Source organism: Paenibacillus sp. UNC451MF (assembly GCF_000686845.1).
Lineage (GTDB): Bacteria > Bacillota > Bacilli > Paenibacillales > NBRC-103111 > Paenibacillus_S.
In genome coordinates, this window is the sequence record NZ_JMLS01000001.1 from 527,884 (window position 1) to 550,072 (window position 22,189).

General features: G+C 46.7%; 18 protein-coding genes. 17 read left to right on the plus strand and 1 reads right to left on the minus strand.

Annotated features, from left to right (window positions below; genetic code table 11):
• The first annotated feature begins 141 nt into the window (after positions 1 to 141).
• From speD to hemL, 11 genes are all read left to right on the plus strand, one after another.
• Positions 142 to 543 carry an adenosylmethionine decarboxylase gene (gene speD / locus BP97_RS0102290; protein WP_028547657.1) on the plus strand — a complete coding sequence of 134 codons (402 nt, stop codon included), beginning with the start codon at positions 142 to 144 and terminating at the stop codon, positions 541 to 543.
• A gap of 132 nt (positions 544 to 675) precedes the next feature.
• On the plus strand, positions 676 to 1,203 hold the full coding sequence (locus BP97_RS0102295; protein ID WP_028547658.1) for a hypothetical protein: 528 nt from the start codon (positions 676 to 678) through the stop codon (positions 1,201 to 1,203).
• A gap of 171 nt (positions 1,204 to 1,374) precedes the next feature.
• A complete protein-coding gene (hemA, locus tag BP97_RS0102300) occupies positions 1,375 to 2,769 on the plus strand; it encodes a glutamyl-tRNA reductase (RefSeq protein WP_028547659.1) in 1,395 nt (464 codons plus the stop codon).
• Between the two features lie 14 nt (positions 2,770 to 2,783).
• A complete protein-coding gene (locus BP97_RS0102305) occupies positions 2,784 to 3,608 on the plus strand; it encodes a cytochrome C assembly family protein (protein WP_028547660.1) in 825 nt (274 codons plus the stop codon).
• Positions 3,609 to 3,650: 42 nt separating this feature from the next.
• A complete protein-coding gene (locus BP97_RS34970) occupies positions 3,651 to 4,361 on the plus strand; it encodes a precorrin-2 dehydrogenase/sirohydrochlorin ferrochelatase family protein (protein WP_051620287.1) in 711 nt (236 codons plus the stop codon).
• A gap of 66 nt (positions 4,362 to 4,427) precedes the next feature.
• Complete coding sequence (gene hemC, locus BP97_RS0102315) at positions 4,428 to 5,366, plus strand: hydroxymethylbilane synthase (RefSeq protein WP_028547661.1); 939 nt, start codon at positions 4,428 to 4,430, stop codon at positions 5,364 to 5,366.
• A gap of 6 nt (positions 5,367 to 5,372) precedes the next feature.
• Positions 5,373 to 6,902: a uroporphyrinogen-III C-methyltransferase gene (gene cobA / locus BP97_RS0102320; protein WP_028547662.1), complete on the plus strand. Its 1,530-nt coding sequence runs from the start codon at positions 5,373 to 5,375 to the stop codon at positions 6,900 to 6,902.
• Positions 6,903 to 6,943: 41 nt separating this feature from the next.
• Positions 6,944 to 7,942: a porphobilinogen synthase gene (gene hemB / locus BP97_RS0102325; RefSeq protein WP_028547663.1), complete on the plus strand. Its 999-nt coding sequence runs from the start codon at positions 6,944 to 6,946 to the stop codon at positions 7,940 to 7,942.
• Between the two features lie 190 nt (positions 7,943 to 8,132).
• Complete coding sequence (hemE, locus tag BP97_RS0102330; protein WP_028547664.1) at positions 8,133 to 9,203, plus strand: uroporphyrinogen decarboxylase; 1,071 nt, start codon at positions 8,133 to 8,135, stop codon at positions 9,201 to 9,203.
• Positions 9,203 to 10,141, plus strand: coding sequence for a ferrochelatase (gene hemH, locus BP97_RS0102335; RefSeq protein WP_028547665.1), 939 nt, complete (start codon positions 9,203 to 9,205; stop codon positions 10,139 to 10,141). The genes hemE and hemH overlap by 1 nt, the downstream gene beginning before the upstream one ends.
• An 84-nt stretch (positions 10,142 to 10,225) precedes the next feature.
• The gene (hemL, locus tag BP97_RS0102340; RefSeq protein ID WP_028547666.1) at positions 10,226 to 11,524 is read left to right on the plus strand and encodes a glutamate-1-semialdehyde 2,1-aminomutase; all 1,299 of its coding nucleotides are present in this window, start codon (positions 10,226 to 10,228) and stop codon (positions 11,522 to 11,524) included.
• A 151-nt stretch (positions 11,525 to 11,675) separates the two neighbouring features.
• On the opposite strand, the gene BP97_RS38600 is transcribed toward hemL, so the two are convergent.
• Positions 11,676 to 13,418 (minus strand): phosphodiester glycosidase family protein, encoded by a 1,743-nt coding sequence (locus BP97_RS38600; protein WP_231506188.1) that lies wholly within the window; start codon positions 13,416 to 13,418, stop codon positions 11,676 to 11,678.
• A gap of 176 nt (positions 13,419 to 13,594) precedes the next feature.
• Between BP97_RS38600 and BP97_RS0102350 the strand changes: the two genes are divergently transcribed.
• From BP97_RS0102350 to BP97_RS0102375, 6 genes are all read left to right on the plus strand, one after another.
• Positions 13,595 to 14,473, plus strand: coding sequence for an RluA family pseudouridine synthase (locus tag BP97_RS0102350; protein WP_028547667.1), 879 nt, complete (start codon positions 13,595 to 13,597; stop codon positions 14,471 to 14,473).
• Between the two features lie 103 nt (positions 14,474 to 14,576).
• Positions 14,577 to 15,692, plus strand: coding sequence for a LysM peptidoglycan-binding domain-containing protein (locus BP97_RS0102355; protein WP_028547668.1), 1,116 nt, complete (start codon positions 14,577 to 14,579; stop codon positions 15,690 to 15,692).
• Positions 15,693 to 16,361: 669 nt separating this feature from the next.
• Complete coding sequence (locus tag BP97_RS0102360) at positions 16,362 to 19,037, plus strand: valine--tRNA ligase (RefSeq protein ID WP_028547669.1); 2,676 nt, start codon at positions 16,362 to 16,364, stop codon at positions 19,035 to 19,037.
• Between the two features lie 5 nt (positions 19,038 to 19,042).
• Positions 19,043 to 20,428, plus strand: coding sequence for a bifunctional folylpolyglutamate synthase/dihydrofolate synthase (locus BP97_RS0102365; RefSeq protein ID WP_028547670.1), 1,386 nt, complete (start codon positions 19,043 to 19,045; stop codon positions 20,426 to 20,428).
• A gap of 7 nt (positions 20,429 to 20,435) precedes the next feature.
• Positions 20,436 to 21,821 carry a UDP-N-acetylmuramate--L-alanine ligase gene (murC, locus tag BP97_RS0102370; protein ID WP_036745320.1) on the plus strand — a complete coding sequence of 462 codons (1,386 nt, stop codon included), beginning with the start codon at positions 20,436 to 20,438 and terminating at the stop codon, positions 21,819 to 21,821.
• Positions 21,822 to 21,960: 139 nt separating this feature from the next.
• Positions 21,961 to 22,182 carry a DUF1450 domain-containing protein gene (locus tag BP97_RS0102375; protein ID WP_028547672.1) on the plus strand — a complete coding sequence of 74 codons (222 nt, stop codon included), beginning with the start codon at positions 21,961 to 21,963 and terminating at the stop codon, positions 22,180 to 22,182.
• Positions 22,183 to 22,189 lie beyond the last annotated feature (7 nt).

The window sequence follows — 22,189 nt, forward strand, 5'->3', positions numbered from 1 at the left end:
TCGTTGAAAACAAAATAGGAACCAGGATTCACTCAGGACATTGAATGTTGCGAGAGATTATTCCCTCGAGAAGTGAATGACGTAGGTCCTAGCGGATGAAATTTTTTCAAACATTTTATTCCTAGGAAGGGGGACCGAAAGATGGAATACTCAACTTTCGGAAGACACGTTGCTGTTGATACTTGGGGAGTGGACTTTGAACTTCTCAACAATGCAGAATGGTTACAGGCGCAAATGGTAGAGGCTGCGGAGGCATGTGGAGCGACAGTAATGTCCGTTCAATCCAAGCAGTTTGAACCACAAGGTGCAACAGTGCTAGTATTATTGTCGGAAAGTCATCTCTCCATTCATACTTATCCTGAGAAGGGTTTTGCTGCATTAGATTGTTATACTTGCGGCGAAACTGTTGATCCTCAACTGGCTATCGATTATATGATTTCGGTACTTAAACCGGAAACTGCACATGCGAAAAAGCTTGTTCGCGGAATGGGTGAGTTGAAAGTGGAAACGCCGGAACTAAAATTAGTTCAATTGACAAAATAATAACTCGTTTAAATGGTAGCCACGGAGAAATCCGTGGTTATTTGTTTTCTTATCCTCCCATACAATGAACAAGTAGAGCTTGTATAGCGTTTTCGCCGAAGCTTGGGTAACAATGGCTAGGGAGGATATCGGATGAAACGAAAACGAAAGTGGGTAATGTATGTCATCCTTGCTTTTTTAATCGTTTGGCCTGTATATCAAATAATTGGAATGGTGAGCGAGCATTCGGAAAAGCAAGATGCGGGGAAGCTGCTCTACCAGGTCTCTTTGTTTCAAATGGAGCTGTTAAGCAGTTACTTGCACGATACCGATAAGGTGAAGGACACCGAGTCATTAAATCCGCTTCGTCAAGCCGTTTATACGGCTAACTTTACACATCAGCATCTTGTGCTGGCTTTTGGCGAAAATAGTCTGACACCGCTCGAGAGCCTGTCACAATTAATGCAGTTTGTCATTCGCCTCCAAATAGGAGGCCAGCGCCCTATAAAGAGCGACGAGGTTCAAGCTTTATTGGAGGTTCGTAAGCAGTTTGATGATCTATACGATGCCTATGGGAAGCTGTTATCATCTCGAGGCGATATTATTGCATCTCAGAATCAGAGGCTGCAAAAAGACGACAAAGCGATGACGGATTTACTCCGCAAAAAACTGCTTCAATAAGGTGAAAAAAGCTTTCCTTGTATAAATGGAATCAAATTGGCTGAAAATATAGGAAATAGTTCCGGTTTATAAATCTTGCTTTCACATATTATACAAAAAATTTGTCGGAGAGGCTCGGCAAACTGTGCTATAATGAGTTCTAGATTAAGAAGAGGAAGGCAGGTGACACATATGCATATCGTTGTGGCGGGCTTGAACTATAGAACAGCACCGGTATCGATCCGCGAGAAATTCACATTTTCCGATGCGGATCTGGAACTGGCTCTGAAAGAGCTCAAAGAAACGAAAAGCGTAATGGAATGTGTCATTGTGGGCACCTGTAACCGTACGGAGCTGTATGTAGTTGTCGATCGGGAACACTTGTGCGATCATTACCTGCGCGGATTTATTGAGAAGTGGTTTGGCGTTCCGCGTGAGCAGTTTAATAAACATTTGTATATTTATGAAAATGAAAAAGCAATAGATCATTTGTTCCGCGTAACGAGCGGACTGGATTCGATGGTTATTGGGGAAACGCAAATCTTGGGTCAAATCCGAAATGCGTTTTTGTTGTCACAGCAAACGAAGACGACGGGTACCCTGTTTAATACGCTTTTCAAACAAGCTGTTACCTTGGCTAAACGAGCACATACAGAGACTGGCATTGGTGAAAATCCGGTATCGGTGAGCTACGCTGCTGTTGAGCTGGGCAAACGGATTTTCGGAAGCTACGATCATAAGAAAGTGATGATTATCGGAGCCGGTAAGATGAGCGAGCTTACTGTTAAGCATCTCTATGCAAATGGTGCTGATAAGGTTATTGTAGTCAACCGCACCTTAAGTCGTGCTCAAGAGCTTGCAGGCAAGTTCCAAGGTGTAGCGAGCTCCATGGATAAACTGCTTGATTATCTCGAAGAAGTCGATATTGTTATCAGCTCGACGGGTTCCTCTGAAATGGTATTAAACCGTGCTCAGGTTGCTGCTGTTCTTCAGAAACGTCGTTCACGTCCTTTGTTTATGATTGATATCGCGGTTCCAAGGGATTTGGATTCCGCTATCGGGGATTTGCCGAATGTGTTTTTATACGATATCGATAATCTGCAGTCCATTGTGAATAATCACTTGCAAGAGCGCCGTAAGGCCGCCCTTGTCATTGAAGATATGATTGTGGAGGAGATGTCTGTGTTTGAACAATGGACGCGTACGTTGGGTGTTACCCCGCTGATACAGGCTCTGCAAACGAAAGCTAGCACTATTCATGAGGAGACAATGGATAGCTTGATGAAGAAGCTTCCTGATCTTGATGAACGGGAGCTCAAAGTCATTCGTAAATTAACAAAAAGTATTGTGAATCAAATGCTCAGAGATCCTGTAATCCGAATTAAAGAGATGGCTGCCGAGCGTGATGGAGAAGAAGCTTTGGACTATTTCACCAAAATATTTGCCCTTGAAGAGCAATTGTTGGAGCAGGAACGTGCGGAGAGCGTTACCCGCCAGCAGGAAGCGAGCGAGACTCCTGATCGCTGGAAGGAAGAGATATTGACAAAGGTTTCGTTGAAGCCTGCCGATGCCTTGGCTAAAACGTAGTTTGGAGAGGTGCCATGGTCGCGAAAAGTTGGTTGTACGATGTAATTATTTATATATACGCCCTGAGCCTGCTGTTTTACTTCTCGGACTTTGTTGGTCCGAATCGAAGCGCAAAACGGATGGGGACAGGGTTGCTTTCTTTTGTTTGGGTTCTGCAAACGATTTATTTAGTGTTAAACTTGGTGTGGCATGATCGTTCAACGGCATTTTCCATGTTTGAAACGCTATTTATGCTTTCTTGGCTGCTTGTAACGGTTTCGCTTGTAGTGAACCGTTTTTTTCGTATCGAGCTGTTCGTTTTTATCGTTAATCTTATTGGTTTTACCGTGTTGGCTTTGAATTTTTTCAGCAATCCGAAAGTATCGCCAACATTGGCTTACTGGAATGTGAGCGACGAAGTGTTATTCATTCACATCAGCTTCTCTCTTGGAAGCTATGTTGCTTTTGTGGTATCCGGGGTATTCTCGGGAATGTACTTGTTTTTGCATCGTCAATTGAAAGAGAAGAAATGGTCGAAGCTCATGCAAAGACTGCCCAGCTTAGATAAGACTGACTATTACTCTTTTATTTCCGTAGTCATCGGGACGCCGCTGTTGTTATTAGGGATGTCGCTTGGGGTTGTCTGGATTTCATTACAGCATGATTTATCCTTGTTTTTTGATCCAAAAGTGATTAACTCCTGGTTCGTCCTGCTTGCTTATATCTTTTACTTGTTTCAAAGGATTCTGCTTAAGACGCCGGGGTACAAGCTGGCATTATGGAATTTGGCCGCATTTTTTATTATGGCTTTGAATTTTGTTTTTGCTAACTTTTATTCTTCGTTTCATCAATGGTCTTGATGGCGGTAATCGTTTATCGGCCATATGAGAGGTGCGAATCTATTGCCTAATAAAATATATTATCCGCTAATGCTTAATGCGGAGGACAAGCCCTGTGTTATTATTGGCGGGGGGACTGTTGCCGAGCGCAAGGCGGAAGCGTTAATAGAAGCGGGAGCGCATGTGACGGTAATAAGTCCGGAATGTTCGCCACAGCTTGAACGCTGGGGTCAGGATGGGACGATTACAATAGTCTATGAGTCGTACCGTTTTGGACTGCCTCAGTTGAACAGGGCATTCCTTGTATTTGCCGCTACGGATAAGCTAGAAGTGAATGCCGCTGTGCGTATGGAAGCAGAATCGATGGGTAAGCTGGTCAATGTGGCAGACGATTCGGAACGAAGCGGCTTTATTGTCCCGGCAACCGTGCGTCGAGGAAAGCTTCTAATCTCGGTTTCCACTGCCGGTGCCAGTCCTGCTGTGGCAAGGAAAGTAAAGCAGGAGCTGGAGCTAGTATTCGGTCAAGAGTATGAGGAATATTTAGACCTGCTGCAGGAGCTTCGTCTATTGATTCAACAGGTCGTGTCGGATACGTCCGAGCGACAAGATTGGTTCCGACGTATGCTGGAATGGGATTTGCTGCCTCTCATTCGATTGGGAAGGCTTCTAACGGATGATCGTCGCGAATTATACCAAATCATTGAGGGAGAACCGACATCCGCAGGGATGGAGCGTGCAAAGGCTTGGCTGCAGAATCGCTTAACCTCTTCATGAAGATCCAAGCACCCGTAAACGGATTACCATAACAAATACATATTATGATTGAGAGGGCTGACATCTATGCGGAAAATCGTAGTAGGAACCCGACAAAGCGCTTTAGCTTTAACACAGACGGGACAGGTCGTAGATCAGCTGCGCGAGCTATGCAAGCAGCTAGGAATCGAATGCGAGTTCGAACTAAAAAAAATCGTGACTAAAGGAGATCGCATCCTGGACGTAACATTATCCAAAGTCGGGGGAAAAGGTCTCTTTGTAAAGGAAATCGAGCAGGCGATGTTTGACGGTGAGATCGACCTGGCTGTACATAGTATGAAGGATATGCCGGCGGAATTGCCTGAGGGACTGACCATTGGTGCTGTACCGAGGCGTGAAGATGCGCGGGACTGTTTGATTTCCCGTGATGGCAATGGATTGGACGAGCTCCCTCAAGGAGCAAAGGTAGGCACCAGCAGCTTGCGCCGTTCGTGTCAGCTGCAGAACTTCCGTCCAGACCTCAACATCGAGTCTATTCGTGGCAATATCGATTCCAGATTAAAAAAGCTTGAAACCGAGGGCTTTGACGCTATTTTACTGGCTGCTGCAGGTTTGCACCGGATTGGCTGGCAGGACCGTATCAGCGCGTACATCCCTGCGGAGATCAGTCTGCCGGCAGTTGGACAAGGGGCTTTGTGCATCGAGTGCCGCAGTGATGACGAGTTCGTTATGGGGCTGCTCAAGCAATACAATCATGAACCGACCGGTTTGGCGGTAGCGGCAGAAAGAAGCTTCCTGGCCAAGCTAAACGGAGGATGTCAGGTGCCTATCGGGGCTTATGCAAGCCTTGGAGATGAAGGAGGCAACCCTGTCATTACTTTAACGGGTATGGTAGGTTCGCCGGATGGCAAACAGCTTCTGAAAGAAACGATGACAGGAACAGACCCGGACAAGCTGGGCCGCAAAGTGGCGGAAGCATTGATCAGCCAGGGGGCTGAAGATATTTTGGCGACGGTGAGGAGTTGAGTCGAGTTGAGTAAAGGTGTCGTATATCTCGTAGGAGCAGGTCCAGGAGACCCGAAGCTCATTACGATACGGGGACTAGAGGCGATTCAACGGGCCGATGTCGTCGTATACGACCGGTTGGCAAGTCCTAGACTGCTGAAGCATATGAAACCCGGTGCTGAGAAAATTTTTGTCGGCAAGCTGCCAGACAAGCATATGATGAAGCAAGGGGAAATTAATCAGCTGCTTGTTGATCTGGCGATGCAAGGAAAAACGGTAACCCGTTTAAAAGGCGGAGACCCCAGCGTCTTTGGGCGTGTGGGAGAAGAGGCGGAGCTATTAGCCGATAACGGTATAATGTTCGAGATTGTACCGGGCATTACTTCCGCTATCGCAGTACCAACGTATGCAGGAATACCAGTTACTCATCGTGATTTTACTTCATCGTTTTCGATTGTTACAGGACATGAATATCCGAACAAAACATACAGTAGTTTAAATTGGGATAACTTATCACAAGCTTCGGGTACGCTTATTTTCCTTATGGGTGTAGCTAACCTGGAATTCATCTGCAGTCAGCTGATTCAAGGCGGCAAGTCGCCTTCGACTCCAGTAGCATTGATTCGTTGGGGAACATGGATGGATCAAAAAACGCTGACGGGAACATTGACCGACATTGTCGAAAAGGTTCGTTCCGCCAACTTTCAATCGCCAGCAGTTATCATCGTAGGAGAAGTGGTTAAGCTTCGTGGCAAGCTTGCTTGGTTCGAGAAAAAGCCCTTGTTCGGGAGACGTATTCTGGTTACACGGGCTCGAAGTCAGGCAAGTGACTTGGTACAGCAAATCGAGGAGCTAGGCGGAGAAGCAGTTGAATTTCCCGTTATCCGGACTCAAGCTCCAGCGAAGCCCGAGGCTCTGCAAAACCTTGATGCGGCGCTCAGCCGATTGTCTGTGTTTGATTGGATTTTGTTTACTAGCGTAAACGGAGTGGAGTATTTCTTTCAGCGACTGCAAGCCAATCGTATCGATGTTCGTACGATGAGCAACGCGAGAATTGCTGCAGTAGGGCCGAAGACATCGGAAGCTTTGGCACAGCGAGGGCTCATAGCCGAGGAACTGCCTGCCAAATTTCAGGGTGATGAGCTGCTTGCGTCGTTTGCCGAGGAGCTGAAGCCGGGTCAGCATGTACTGCTCCCGACGGCCGATATTGCCAAGGAATATATTCCTGCTAAGCTGAAGCAGATGGGTCTGCAAGTAACCGAAGTCGATGTATATGAAACGGTTCTAGACACAAGCGGAGGCGCTGAAATTATTGATCTGCTCAAGGAAAATATCATTCACACAATCACCTTTACTAGCTCTTCTACAGTTACGAATTTAATTATTGCTTTGGAGCAATTAGGTATAGACAAGCCGCTTGAGCTTCTTCAACAAAGCAAAATCGCCTGTATCGGGCCGATGACGGCTAAGACAGTTGAGGAAGCAGGACTAAAGGTCGATTACTTGGCTAAGGAAGCTACCGTATCTTCCCTTGTTCAAAGCTTATATTGCGAATAAAGAAGCGATCCAAGAGGATAACAGGTTAAGGAGGAAACAACATGGCATTTCCAATTGTACGCAACAGAAGACTACGTGGTTCTAAAGCATTACGTAATTTGGTAAGAGAGACAAGCCTATCGGTTCATGATCTGATCTATCCTATTTTTGTTATGCATGGCTCTCAAATCAAAGAAGAAATCAGCTCAATGCCAGGCGTGTACCACTTTTCACTTGATGTGCTTGAGGAAGAATTGAAAGAGATCACAGGTCTTGGAATACAAGCGATTATGCTGTTCGGTGTCCCTGACCATAAAGACGCTGTTGGCAGCTCGGCTTATGATGACAATGGTATCGTGCAGCAGGCGACGCGCCGGATTAAAGAGCTGCACCCGGACTTACTGGTAATGGCGGATAACTGTCTTTGCCAGTTTACCGACCATGGCCATTGCGGTGTTGTTCATATTGATGAGAAAACGCAATGCGCTGACATTGATAACGATGCTTCTCTCGAGCTCCTTGTTCGTACGGCGGTTTCACAAGCGAAAGCAGGAGCCGATGTCATTGCACCTTCGAACATGATGGATGGTTTTGTCCATGCCATTCGTCAAGGTCTTGATGAGGCGGGCTTTGAGAATGTGCCTATTATGTCCTACTCGGTTAAATATGCATCTGCCTACTATGGGCCTTTCCGGGAAGCGGCTCATTCCGCACCACAGTTCGGTGACCGTAAAACGTATCAGATGGATCCTGGTAATGCTCGTGAAGCATTGAGAGAAGCCGAGTCTGATGTTTTGGAAGGTGCTGATTTCCTGATGGTTAAGCCTGCAATGGCTTATATGGATATTATTCGCACTTTGCGTGATCAGTTTGATCTGCCTTTGGTTGCTTACAATGTCAGCGGAGAATATTCCCTCATTAAAGCGGCGGCGCTTCAGGGCTGGGTGGACGAGCGTTCCATCGTTCTCGAGACGATGATCGGCTTCAAACGTGCCGGCGCTGATTTAATCATTACGTATTTTGCAAAGGACGTAGCTAGATGGCTTAAGGAAAGTCACTAAGAGGTCAAAGGTATTATTTAGGAGCTTTTCATACTGACTGCGGTTAGTGGAAAAGCTCCTTTTTCTCTGTGCTGACGCGGTTCTTGTCATACTTTTGTCGGAATCTATGAGGGGCAATCGGTTGTTAGAGGCTGCCAAATAGGGCATAATGTTATTAGATTATAGGAGTATGCGGAAAGAGGTAAAGAGAATGAGCTATAACAATAATTTTATTAAAGCCTGCAAAAAAGAACATGTGGATACGCTTCCTGTTTGGTATATGCGTCAAGCGGGGCGTTCGGATCCGGATTACCGTAAAATTAAAGAAAAGTATAGCCTTCTTGAAATTTGCAAGCAGCCTGAGCTTGCAGCAGAAGTTACGATGATGCCGGTGAAAAAGCTCGGAGTCGATGCAGCTATTTTATATTCGGATATTATGAATCCGGTTGCTTCGATCGGGATTGATTTTGACATCGTAAAAGACGTAGGACCTGTCATACATAACCCGATCCGCACGGCGGAGGACGTAGCCAAGCTTCGACCTATTCAAGTAGAACAGGATTTATCTCATATTATTAAAACCATTGAAATTCTTGTAGCGGAACTGCAAGTGCCCCTCATTACATTTGCTGGAGCGCCGTTCACGATTGCCAGCTATTTGGTTGAGGGCAGACCGTCCAAATCCAAAGATTATCTTCATACGAAGGCTCTTATGTATGGGGCGCCTGACGTTTGGTTTAAACTGATGGATAAGCTTGGAGATATGATTATCACCTATTTAAAAGCGCAGATTGCCGCAGGAGCTAAAGCGGTGCAACTATTTGACAGCTGGGTGGGGGCTTTGTCGCCGAGAGATTTTCAAACCTATGTGCTGCCGACGATTACACGGATTTTTGCCGAGCTCAAGCATTTGGATCAACCTAAAATCTATTTCCCCGGGGTCAGCTCAGGCGAGCTGCATTCCAGCCTCGTAGACATCGAAGCCGATGTGATAGGGCTTGATTGGCGTGTCCCTATTACCGAGGCTCGCAAAAGAGTCGGTTCAAAGTTTGCCATTCAAGGTAACCTGGACCCTACCGTGCTTACGGCACCAATGTCGGTAATTCAAGAGCAAGCAAAAGCAATCATTGATCAAGGAATTCAACAGCCAGGGTATATTTTCAACCTGGGCCACGGTGTGTTCCCGGAAGCATCTATCGATAAGCTGAGAGAATTGACGGAGTTTGTTCACTCCTATTCTCGCGAAGCTATCGCTCAATCGAAACAAGGAAGTGGTGTCTAATGACCAAACAGCGAATTGGCGTGCTTGTAATGTCGTACGGAACTCCAGAGAGCTTGGATCAAGTGGAAGCTTATTATACACATATCCGTAGAGGCAATCCCCCGAGCGCTGAGCAGCTTAAGGAATTGACAGACCGGTATGACGCTATTGTAGGCGGATTTTTTCCGCTTAGGGAAAATACTAATAAGCAAGTACAAGCATTGGAGCAAATGCTTAATGAGCGTCATCCTGATAAAACGTTTGTGTGTTACCAAGGCTTAAAGCATGCGGCTCCCTTTATCGAGGATGGCGTAGAGCAAATGATCAAGGACGGTATCCAACAGGCAGTCGGTGTTGTGCTTGCTCCTCATTATTCCATTATGAGTGTAGGCGGATATATCAAGCGTGCCAAGGATAAGGCGGAAGAGATGGGCGGTCTGTCTATTGAGTTCGTTAAGAGCTACCATCTGCATCCGAAGCTTATCGAAGCTTTGTCCAATCGCGTTACAGAAACACTTCAGCGCTTTGATGATACTTCAAAGGAAGAAGTTCGGGTTATTTTCACAGCGCATAGCTTGCCTGAAAAAATATTGGAGATGAAGGATCCTTATCCGGATCAGCTTCTTGCTACTTCCAAAGCGATTGCAGAGCAAACAGGAGTTAACAATTGGCAGTTCGGATGGCAGAGTGCAGGTCAAACGGCTATGCCTTGGCTCGGTCCAGACATCTTGGATGTACTGCATACGGTCACCCATGAAGAGCAAGTGAAGAACGTGCTCATTTGTCCGATTGGTTTCGTATCCGATCATTTGGAGGTTCTGTACGATCTGGATATCGAAGCCCAGAAGGTAGCTAAAGAGCTTGGAATTCATCTGGAGCGTACACCGTCCCTGAACACCGATCCGTTATATATGGAGACGCTCAGCGATGTCGTGTACGAGCAATTGAAAGGGAACTAAGAGGTAAAACGGATGGCTGAACAGCATGTGTTCCCCATCCGTCTTTACTGTAATGACTATAGAACGGTGAAATGGGGTAATGAAATGAGCATGCGTAAACGTACGGATGAGAGATCGGCAAAAGCTTTTGCGGAAGCAAAGGAAGTTATACCCGGAGGGGTAAATAGTCCGGTTCGCGCGTTCAAATCGGTCGGGCTGACTCCATTATTTATGGAACGAGGAGCAGGCTCCCGCGTCTACGATATTGACGGGAATGAATTTATCGATTACATCGGCTCCTGGGGACCGCTGATCGTTGGACACTCCCATCCAGAGGTTGTAGAGGCGATTAAAAAAACAGCCGAAAAAGGTTCCAGCTTTGGTGCTCCTACCGAGTTGGAGACGATCATGGCAAAGCTTGTTATTGATCGCGTTCCTTCTTTGGAGATGGTACGTATGGTGAATTCCGGTACGGAAGCAACGATGAGTGCATTGAGACTTGCCAGAGGATATACGAAGAGAGCCAAGATTCTCAAATTCGAAGGCTGCTATCATGGTCATGCCGATTCCTTGCTGATCAAAGCAGGATCCGGTGTAGCGACATTGGGCTTGCCTGACAGTCCGGGTGTGCCGGAGGGGGTTGCAGTTAATACGATAACGGTTCCTTATAATGATTTGGAATCGGTTCAATTGGCTTTTGAAAAATTCGGTGAAGAGATAGCAGCAGTGATCGTTGAGCCGGTTGGCGGTAATATGGGCGTTGTTCCACCGCTCCCAGGGTTCCTGCAAGGCTTGCGTGACGTAACAAGCCGTTACGGCAGCTTGCTCATCTTCGACGAAGTTATGACAGGCTTCCGCGTAGGACTTCACTGCGCTCAAGGTCTATACGGCATTGATCCCGACCTGACCTGTCTAGGAAAAATTATAGGCGGTGGCTTGCCGGTTGGTGCTTATGGCGGTAAGCGTGCGATTATGGAGCAGATTGCTCCAAGCGGTCCAATCTACCAAGCCGGTACTCTGTCGGGTAACCCGCTTGCAATGGCTGCTGGCTATACGACGTTGAAGCTGCTTGGGCAACCGGGAGTGTATGAAGAGCTGGAACGCAAAGCGGCAAGGCTTGAAGAAGGCTTCCAGAGCAATGCGAAGGAACTCGGTATCGCAAGCACCATCAACCGTGTAGGCTCCATGATCTGTCCTTTCTTTACCGAGCAAAAGGTCATTAACTATGAGACCGCCAAAACCTCAGATCTGAATCGCTTTAATCAATATTTTGCAGCACTGCTTGATCTGGGTGTTAGCATTGCGCCTTCTCAATTCGAAGGAATGTTCGTTTCCACAGCTCATACAGATGAGGATATCGAGGCAACGATTGCGGCTCATTACCAAGCGCTTAAGCAATTATAAGAGGCTTAAAACAAGAAGATTCTATATAAGATAAAGCTTGTCGGTTGTTTAATAAACGATCGCAAGCTTTGTTTTTTTGGGTTGGAAGCTTGGAGTCAAATCAAAAGACGCTCTCTTAAAATAAGAGAGCGTCTTTATTTGAGTGTACAAGTTATTCTGCCTTAATTGGAGGCGGAGTTGCTGTTGCCGTTGATGTGGGTGACGGCGTAGGAGTGCTGCTATTCGAAGAGACTCCCGGAGTGGCTTTTCCTGCAGAGTCGGAGGTTGTTCCTGAGGCTCCGCCATTGGAAGTCGTTCCACCGCTATTCGGTTTTGGTGTTGGTTCTGACACTTGATTTCCACTTCCATTAGCAGGCGTATTCCCGCCAGCTGCCGGAGGAGTAGGAGAAGCGCTAGGAGGTGGTGTGGCTGGTGGTTTCGTCGTATTAGTTCCACCGTTTCCTGAGTTGTTATTATTGCCGTTTGTTTGTCCTGCAGGTGGATTCGTTGATTCCGCTCCACCGTTATTCGAAGTGCCTGGTGTAGATTTTGGCGGCGTTGTTTCCGTACCTTCCGTAGAATGGCCAGGAGTAGGAATTGGAGTTGCTTTACCGCTGTTGCTGTCCTTATTATCTGTATCTTTTCCAGCAGGAGGCTTAGTTGTGCCTGGAGTACTGCTGCCGTTTTTGTTGGTGCCTGCATTGTTCCCCGTATCCCCTTTGTTAGTGTTGGATGAAGGAGTAGGGGAAGGTGATACAGATGGTGTCGGTGTAGGAGCAGGAGTCGGATTGTTCTTCTGCTTGGCTTTAAGCTCCGCTTGTTCTTTCAAAAAGTCCGGATGGTCATAGGAGCCGCCTGGATCGATTTTGTCTATTCCATCCCAGACACGATTGGCTACTACATTCTCAGGATGATCGTAGACCAAAAAGGCGGATGGAAGCCGGCGTTCGCCGTAACGACTGGAAGGCTTTGTAACCAGTTCGCCGTTGTATACCAGTTCGGAAGAAGCGCCGCCATCCAAAAAGCCTGCGTTGATGACGTCATCATCCATGAACATATCTTGAACCTCTTTCAAAGTAGCCCCTACACTATGTGTCTGTCGGCCATCAATAACGATAAAGATGACGGTACCATCGGCTTTTTGACCGACAGCGGTACGCGGTGCACGGCTTCCGTCATTGATAGGAAGCGGTTTGCCGTTGGCAATAACTCGGGGATAGAAGGACGCTGCTTCGGAAACCCCCATCTCTTGCAGTTCAAATATATTGTATTTACCAATGACTAGAGTTCCGTCTTTCGTGAAACCTACGATATGCTGTGCTACGCTGCCGTCTTGGTCGGTATAAATGACCTCGCCACCGGAAATAATGGCGCCGAGCGCGGCGAATCCGTTACCTAGCCCCTCGGGATCGTTAAATCCCCCGGCATTGACACCGGCGACAGCTCCGGTACGTTGTACCATGGAACTGATTTTCTCTCCTTCGCCAGGTTTGGCAGGCGTCATGATGCGGATCGACTTCGGATCGTACACATACATTCGCTTCCCTTTCCAAAACTTACCGGAGATATCCTCGACTTTAACGAGCTCGTCGATAGAACGTATTCTTGTCGTTGTAGTTGAGATCATACCTGGAAGCTGCTTTTCAACTGCGTTTTCTTCAACAAAGGTGTGAAGCTGCTTAACCAGATCGTCCCGCATCTGAGTGCCTACGAACATCCAAGCCCAATCGCGATGTTGCGTGATGATGACGGTTTGAGCCATCCAAATACGAATATCCGTACCCGGCTTGGTCAGAAACAAAAAGCTCGACGTCATAAACGTAATAATGGCTATAAACATCAGTGATTTTTTCAGCCAACTCCAGTCGCGAAGCTGCTGCTTGGTCGATTCCAAGAAATGTATGGCAGTGCTCACTTTGTCCACTCCTGTTTTAATAATAAACGAAGAACACTAAAAGATTTTTAACTCTATTATTCTACCATATCCGGTTCTAATATGATAGACGGCTAAGAAGCAGTAATGTTGCATATAGCTCCATGAACATTTCGCTGTAATTTGTTACAATAGGGCAAAGAAAGGAGCGAGAATCAATGATCCCATGGCAAAAAAAAGGAGAATGGCTTGAGCTTAGACTTCCTCGTCCGTTAGACTCGGAGGCTGACATCAAGCAATATATTAGCCTTTCCGATAAATATTTGAATAGCTTAATCAAAACCGGAGGCTTGTCGATAAAAGGCCCCCGTGTCCGGTTGCGTCTGTTTCCAAATGAACCGATAAAAGATATGCCTAAATGGGCACCCATAGAAGTACTGTATGAGGATGATTTTTGCCTGGTTGTCCAAAAGCCCGCAGGGATGAAAGTGCACGGTGACCCGTCAGTGGCAGTGGAGCAGGCAGCTACTCTATGGGACGCGGTAGCAAGCTATTATGAAGCAACGGGGCAGCGCTGCAAGGTTCGGCATATTCATCGATTAGATGAAGATACGACGGGGCCCGTGTTGTACGCGAAGCACGAGTGGTCACAGTTGGTATTGGATGGGGCCATGCGTGAGAAGCAAATAAACCGTCAATACGCAGCAATCGTTCAAGGCAGGATAAAAGAAAAGTCGGGCATAATTGATGCAGCAATTGGCAGAGACAGGCACCATTCAGCTCGAAGGAGGGTATCCCCGACTGGCGAACGGGCTGTAACGCATTATGAAGTAGAACAGCAATGGCCTCAGGGCGCCCTCGTTAAGCTGCGATTGGAAACGGGACGTACCCATCAGATCCGCGTACACATGAGTTATTTGGGGCATCCGATTTGGGGAGATGAGCTGTACGGAGGCAAGAAGCAGAGTATGAGCAGACAAGCACTGCATGGAGAGCGGCTTATATTTAATCACCCATTGACGAGCGAGCAGCTCGATATTGAATGCCCTTGGCCTCAGGATATGAAAAACCTTTGCGATCAGCTGCAAAAAATATAGTCATGCTCCTCCCCCTCAAACCATATAAATCTATAGATAAGTAAAAATGACTATCTCACGATGCGGTTTGCGAGACTAGTTCTATAAGAGGGAGGACAAAACATTGGCTGAACAGCAAAGCGGATTGAGATTTGATATCTATGAGCGAGTGCATTTGTCGGAAGGCGTGGCAGGGATCAAGGAACTGGAGGGCGTCGAGCTTGTGCCGCATATTCAAGTTCTCCCGCAGGGGGATCAAGCGCTGCTCCGGGGCAACCTGCTCTTGTCCGGTACTTATTTGGACGAACAGGATGCCGTCAACCGGACATTGGAGCATCTAATTCCGGTAGAAATTACGCTTCCTATGAATCGGGTACAGCGTATGGAGGACATTGCGGTTGAAATTGAAAATTTCGATGTGGAGCTGCTCTCTACTAGAAGCTTAAACATTACTGGCGTTTTATCATTAAATGGACTTGAAGTCGTATCGTCATCTTCTGGAGATATTTGGGCTGAAGCGGAGGAGGAAGTTGTCTTCCTGCATGAAGCACAAGGTCAGCAGCGGGATGAAGAGGAAGAGCAAGGAAGAGTTCAAGGGACTGAGCAGCCGCGAAGTGAAGAGGAAATTACGTTTACCGCGCAAATTGAGCCAAAGGGTGGGGAGCAGTGGACGTCTCCTTCTTTGGCATTTGCAGCCGCCAATCCTATTGATGAACGGCCTTCTGAGCAGGAACAGCAAGCAAGACAGGAAAGCTGGTCAGCTGCGGAGAGCGGATCTCTTGCTGCCTTGGAGGACTCAGAGCAGGAAAACTTAGATACGGAGCCTGAACCTGTTGCTCCAGTCAACTTGCCCGAGGTTGTCAATGTCGATGATAAAAGTAAAGAAATGAAAATCGCATTTACGGGGAAAAAAGCCGAAGAGGCCGAAGCTGTAAAACCGATTGGACTGACAACCTTGCTGCAAAGCGCGGCATCGGTTAAATCGGATCCTCGTCAAGAGGAGGCTGAGCCTCCGGAAGCCCCTACTCTAGGAGAGAAATTGGAATGGAAAAGGTTGCTTGTCAGTCCGAAGGGGGATCAGAAGGAATTTAAGCGGCTTAGACTATGCATTGTCCAGAAGGAAGAGACATTGGAGACTATAGCTAAACGTTATGAGCTGAACCCCCGTGAAATCGCGTTATTCAATCGACTTGGTGATAATGATCTTACGGAAGGTCAAATCGTCTACATACCAAAGTAAAGATAAGTGATTGAATCTAATAACCAAAAAACATCTCGAACCTCCCGATACCCGGGTTTGCTTGAGGTGTTTTTTGGTTATATTGATTACTAACGATGACTTATGACACTTATCGTATTGACTCTATGTGCAATGTTGTTTATCATAGGAATGATTATACATGTTAACAACTTGGAAAGGGAATAGTAGGCAGCCAACCCTTCAGAGAGCGGAATTGCTACGCTGTAAGATTCCGCAGGATGTAACTGACCGAAGTCGCCCCGGAGTTGCAGTGTTCAACCGATTCAGACTGATATGCGGCAAGCGGACCTTGTCTTGCGGACAAAGAAGCTAGCTATGGACTGATGAGGATAGGTACTGCCGGTCACAGCCGTTATCTGTTGAGTGCCGCATAGCGAATCCCTTCGCTTCGCGTATCCTTCCACCGTTGATGACGGAGGGCATACGGACGAGGAAAGCCGTTGCGGAATAAAGGTGGTACCACGGAAGCAGATCCTTTCGTCCTTTGCGGCGAAAGGATTTTTTTGTTGTATTAGGAAGCGATACGCAGCAAATTCCCGGCGATAGCTGGCGGCTTACCTAGTTAATTTGGGAGAACGCCGCCAAAGATTCGCTTCACTTTTCCGGGGACTATTTTACGTATTTTTTGAAAAATGGAGGTCCATAGCGATGGAAGAAACCAAAACTACTCAAACCCAGGCCTCGACAACGTCGATGCCAACCACTTACGATCCCAAAGAATCAGAGAAAAAATGGTATGATTATTGGCTGAATGGCCAATTTTTTAAAGCGGGTCAGCGTAAGGACGCTGAAACGTATACGATTGTTATTCCACCTCCGAATGTTACGGGTATGCTGCATATCGGGCATGCTCTGGACTGTACGCTTCAAGATATTATGACTCGTACGAAAAGAATGCAAGGGTATGATGCGCTATGGCTTCCGGGATCGGACCATGCGGGGATTGCTACTCAGACGAAGGTTGAACAAAAGCTGCGTGAGCAAGGAATTACCCGTTACGACCTGGGACGCGAGAAATTTCTGGAAAAAGTATGGGAGTGGAAAGAGCTCTATGCAGATTCCATTCATCAGCAATGGGCGAAAATGGGCTTTTCGTTGGATTATTCCCGCGAAAGGTTTACGCTCGACGAAGGGCTATCCAAGGCAGTACGGGAAGTGTTCGTGAAGCTGTACGAGAAAGGCTTAATTTACCGCGGCAACTACATTATTAACTGGGATCCCGCTGCACGCACGGCATTGTCGGATATTGAGGTAGTGTACAAAGAGGTTCAAGGAAATCTATATCACCTTCGTTACCCGGTTAAAGATAGCAACGACTCGATTGTCGTTGCAACAACACGGCCTGAGACGATGCTTGGAGATACAGCTGTAGCGGTACATCCTGAAGATGAGCGCTATCAGCACTTGATTGGCAAAATGCTAGTACTGCCTATTATTGGCCGCGAAATTCCAATTGTAGCCGATGAGTACGTTGAGAAAGAATTCGGCAGCGGTGCCGTTAAAATTACACCTGCTCATGATCCAAATGACTTCGAAGTAGGTAAACGTCATGATCTGCCGCAAATCCTTGTTATGGATGAGAGCGGCAAAATGAACGAGAACGCAGGCAAATATAACGGCATGGACCGTTTTGACTGCCGTAAGCAAATCGTTGCCGATATGAAAGAGCAAGGTGTACTGGTCAAAATTGAGGATCACGTACATCAGGTTGGACATAGCGAACGCAGCGGTGCAGTTATCGAGCCGTATTTGTCCACTCAATGGTTTGTGAAAATGAAGCCTTTGGCCGAACGCGCGATTGAAGCACAAAAATCTGGCGAAGGAGTTAACTTCGTCCCAGACCGTTTTGAAAAAACGTATTTGCACTGGATTGAAAATATACGCGACTGGTGTATATCCCGCCAGCTGTGGTGGGGCCATCGGATTCCAGCTTGGTATTGCGAGGACTGCCAACAAACCCATGTTTCCCGTGAAGATGTTACTCAATGTTCTTGCGGCAGCACGAACCTAAAGCAGGACAACGATGTACTGGATACTTGGTTCAGCTCTGCATTGTGGCCTTTCTCAACACTTGGATGGCCGGAAAAAACGGAAGATATGGATCGTTACTACCCTACAAGCTTGCTTGTAACCGGCTATGATATTATTCCGTTCTGGGTATCCCGGATGATCTTTACAGGACTTGAATTTACGAATCAAAGGCCATTCAAGGATGTGCTAATTCATGGCTTGGTGAGGGACTCTGAAGGGCAGAAAATGTCCAAATCGCTTGGCAACGGTGTTGATCCACTTGAGGTTATTGAAAAATATGGCGCTGATGCGATGCGTTGGATGCTTTCCACTAGCTCTACACCAGGTCAGGATCTTCGTTTCCGTTGGGAAAAGGTGGAGCAAGCTCGTAACTTCGCCAACAAAATCTGGAATGCTTCACGCTTTGCTTTGATGAACCTTGGAGATTTCAAAGCAGACGAAATCGATCTTACAGGATCGCTTAGCACGGCAGACCGTTGGATTCTGCACCGCTTGAATGAAACTGTACGTCAAGTAACTCGTCTCTTGGATTCGTATGAATTTGGCGAAACCGGACGTATTTTATATAACTTTATCTGGGACGATTTGTGCGACTGGTACATCGAGTTCAGTAAAATATCGTTGTACGGTACCGATGAGCAAGCGAAGAAAACGACAAAGTCCGTGCTTGCTTACGTGCTGGATCAAACACAGCGCCTGATTCACCCGTTTATGCCGTTTATTTCCGAGGAAATATGGCAGCATCTACCGCATCAAGGCGAGACAATTACCCTGGCACAATGGCCGGTATATGAAACTCGTTTCGAAGCGGAGGAAGCTGTTCGTGAGATGGAGCTTTTGATGGATATCATTCGTTCGGTTCGAAATATTCGTGCTGAAGTTAATGTTCCAATGAGCAAAAAAATCGAGCTGTTGGTGAAGCCTGCGTCCGATGAGATCTTTGCTAATCTGAAACGCAATGAAGGATATATTCAACGCTTCTGTAACACATCACTGCTCGAAATTCGTCAAGACATCACAACACCGGATAAAGCGATGACGGGTATCGTAACGGGGGCTGAGCTGTATCTGCCTTTGGCAGGACTAATCGATATTTCCCAAGAGCTTGCGCGGCTGGAGAAGGAGCTTCAAACGCTGCATGGTGAAGTGGAGCGCATTGAGAAAAAGCTTGGCAATGAAGGGTTTGTGGCTAAAGCTCCAGCTAAAGTCATCGATGAAGAAAAAGCGAAGCTGGCTGACTACGCGGATAAACGCGATAAAGTAATTGCACGTTTGGCTGAACTGAGAGGGTGAGTTAGATGAGCGAGACGAACGTTTCAACAGAACATAGCAGTAACGCTTTTCAGAGTGCATCGGAAGCCATCAATTGGATTGTTCATCTGATTCCTTTTGGAATCAAGCCTGGTCTCGCCAGAATGGAAAAGCTGATGGAAATGCTCGACAACCCAGAGCGCCGTTTGAAGTTCATTCATGTTGCGGGAACAAATGGTAAAGGCTCTGTTTGCGCCTATTTAACCGAAATCTTAAAACAAAGTGGATATGATGTTGGGACTTTCACATCCCCTTATATTGAAAAATATACGGACCGGATTCGATTGAACGGTGAAAACATTGCCGATGAAGATTTGCTGCGGGTTGTGAATAAGATCAAACCGTTGACTGAAGAAATCGCTGCCTCGGAGCTAGGGCAGCCAACGATGTTTGAAGTATCGACAGCCGTAGCGATAGAGTATTTTGCTCATGTGTCTTATCCTGATTTTGTAGTATGGGAGACTGGGCTTGGTGGAAGGTTGGATTCGACAAATGTCGTTTCCCCGATCATTTCCATCATTACGAATGTCGGGCATGATCATATGGAAATTTTGGGCGATACGCTTGAGAAGGTGGCCGCAGAGAAAGCGGGTATTATCAAGTCTGGTATGCCTGTGATCAGTGCTGTAAGCCAGCCGGAAGCCGTGGAGGTATTGGAGCAAACGGCGAAGGAAAAGAACAGCACACTCTATTTATTGAATAAACAGTTCCGTTTCGATGTGCTGTCGTCCAAAGAAAATGATCAAGCATTTTCTTTCCACAGCCCGTTTCGCAATATTTCCAATGTAGGGATTACGATGAATGGTCATCATCAATTGCAGAATGCTTCAGTAGCTTTAATGGCTATCGAGGTGATGCGTCAATACTACGCTTTGATCGTGGAGGATGATGTGCTGCAGGAGGCCATGAAGGCAACCAAATGGGCTGGCCGTTTGGAGATGATATCAGAATCTCCGCGAATTCTTATTGACGGCGCGCATAATCCCGAGGGAGGTGCTGTATTAGCACAGGCACTACGGGAAACGTACACATACAATAAATTACACTTTGTAATGGGAATGCTCTCTACCAAGAATCACTCCGATTATTTACGGCATATACTACCACTGGTGGATACACTTATCCTTACCGAGCCGGATTGGCATAAAAAGGAAGATGCTGTTAAATTAGCCGAGCTGGCCAGGACCCTTTTACAGGAGATCGATCGTAAGGATGTGGAAGTGATCGTAGAACCGGATTGGAAAGCGGCGCTGGAGCAGGTAAAAGCAAGAACGGCACAGGACGATCTGGCCGTCGTTTCCGGCACGTTATATTTAATTGGAGATGTTCGTTCCTGGGTCTTACATCAATCCGATTCTGAAAAAGGCTGGTGAGTGCGGCGTGAAACCATCTGAGCATATCCATTTTATCGGCATTGGCGGCTATGGCATGAGTGCTATTGCTAAAGTGATGCTGGAAATGGGATACCAAGTTTCGGGTTCTGATTTGGCGCGGCAGGAGCTTACGGAAAAGCTGGCTGCAAAAGGAGCGCAAGTATTTATCGGTCATGAAGCCGAGCATGTCAAAGGGGCGGATGTCGTCGTCTATTCGACGGCTTTGTCCAAGGACAACGTAGAGATGGCGGCTGCAGAGCATTTGAAAATACCGATTTTGCATCGATCTCAAATGCTGGGGCGTTTAATGAATGCCAAAAAAGGGATCGCTGTAGCAGGAGCTCACGGGAAGACGACCACATCTTCGATGATCGCTCTCGTTCTTGAGTACTGCAAGCAGGACCCGACTTATATCATTGGCGGAGAGATCATGAATGTAGGCAGCAATGCTAAGGCTGGCCAAGGTGACTGGGTAGTAGCTGAGGCCGACGAGAGTGACGGATCTTTCTTGCAGTATCATCCTTACATTGCTTTGGTTAACAATATCGAAGCAGATCATTTGGAGAACTATAACGGTGACTTTGAAAATTTGAAGAAAGCCTATGCTCAATTTTTAAGTCAGGTTAAGGCTGATGGCAAAGCGGTTGTTTGCAAGGATGATGTCTATCTGCGTGATATGATCCCGTTGATCCAAAGTCAGGTTATTTCTTACGGTATTGAGAACGATGCCGATTATATAGCGAAAAATATTGATTTGGGTGATCGAAAGGTACAATTCGAAGTCGTTCATCAGGGTAAATCGCTTGGAACGATCAAGCTTTCGGTTCCTGGGAAGCATAACGTTTATAATGCGCTTGCAACGCTCATAACCTGTATGGAAGCGGGCTTGTCCTTTGAGCAAGTGGCTGAGGCGATAACGGAATTCCGTGGAGCCAAACGACGGTTTCAAGTATTAGGTGAAGTGGATGACATTCTAGTAATCGATGATTATGCCCATCACCCAACCGAGATAGAGGCAACCATCAGCGCAGCCAAAGCAACGGGCAAAAGGATTGTTGCTGTATTTCAGCCGCAGCGTTATACGCGAACCTATTTTCTGTTCGAGCAATTTAGCCGAGCTTTTCCGGATGCGGATGAGGTCATCATCACAGACATTTACTCCCCGGCGGGAGAAAAACAAATCGAAGGGATTTCTTCAGCTAAGCTGGTGGAGCTAATCCGTCAGAACAGCAATGCCAATGTCCAGTATATTCCTACGAAAGAGGAAGTGCAGGAATATTTACTCTCTCATGTCCAAAGCGGAGATCTGGTGCTAACTATGGGAGCGGGAGACATTTGGAAAGCTGGCGACGGCTTGGCCAAAGCATTGGAAGTTAGAAGCAGCGTACTATAAAACAGGATAGATTGGAACCGCGCAATTTTGCTTGCGTGGTTCTTTTTTGTGCAGTTTGATTATATCCTATGGATTGACAGTGTGAATGATAACGATTATCATTTGGAATGAAATGATACCAAAGAAGGGAAGCCTTAGGATGAAGATCAAATACTGCTGCAGAAACTTTAAGCTAGGCTCCAAGAGCGTATACAAGACAATGAAAAAGCAGTTTCCTGATATTAAGCACAAGAAGAAGGAATGCTTGGGCGAATGCAAGCTTTGCTCCAAGCAATGCATGGTTAAGGTCGGGAAAACCAACATTGTGTGTGCGGCTTCAGCTGATAAGCTCTATGAAGAACTGCTCGATTTGATTGGATAAGTCCCTT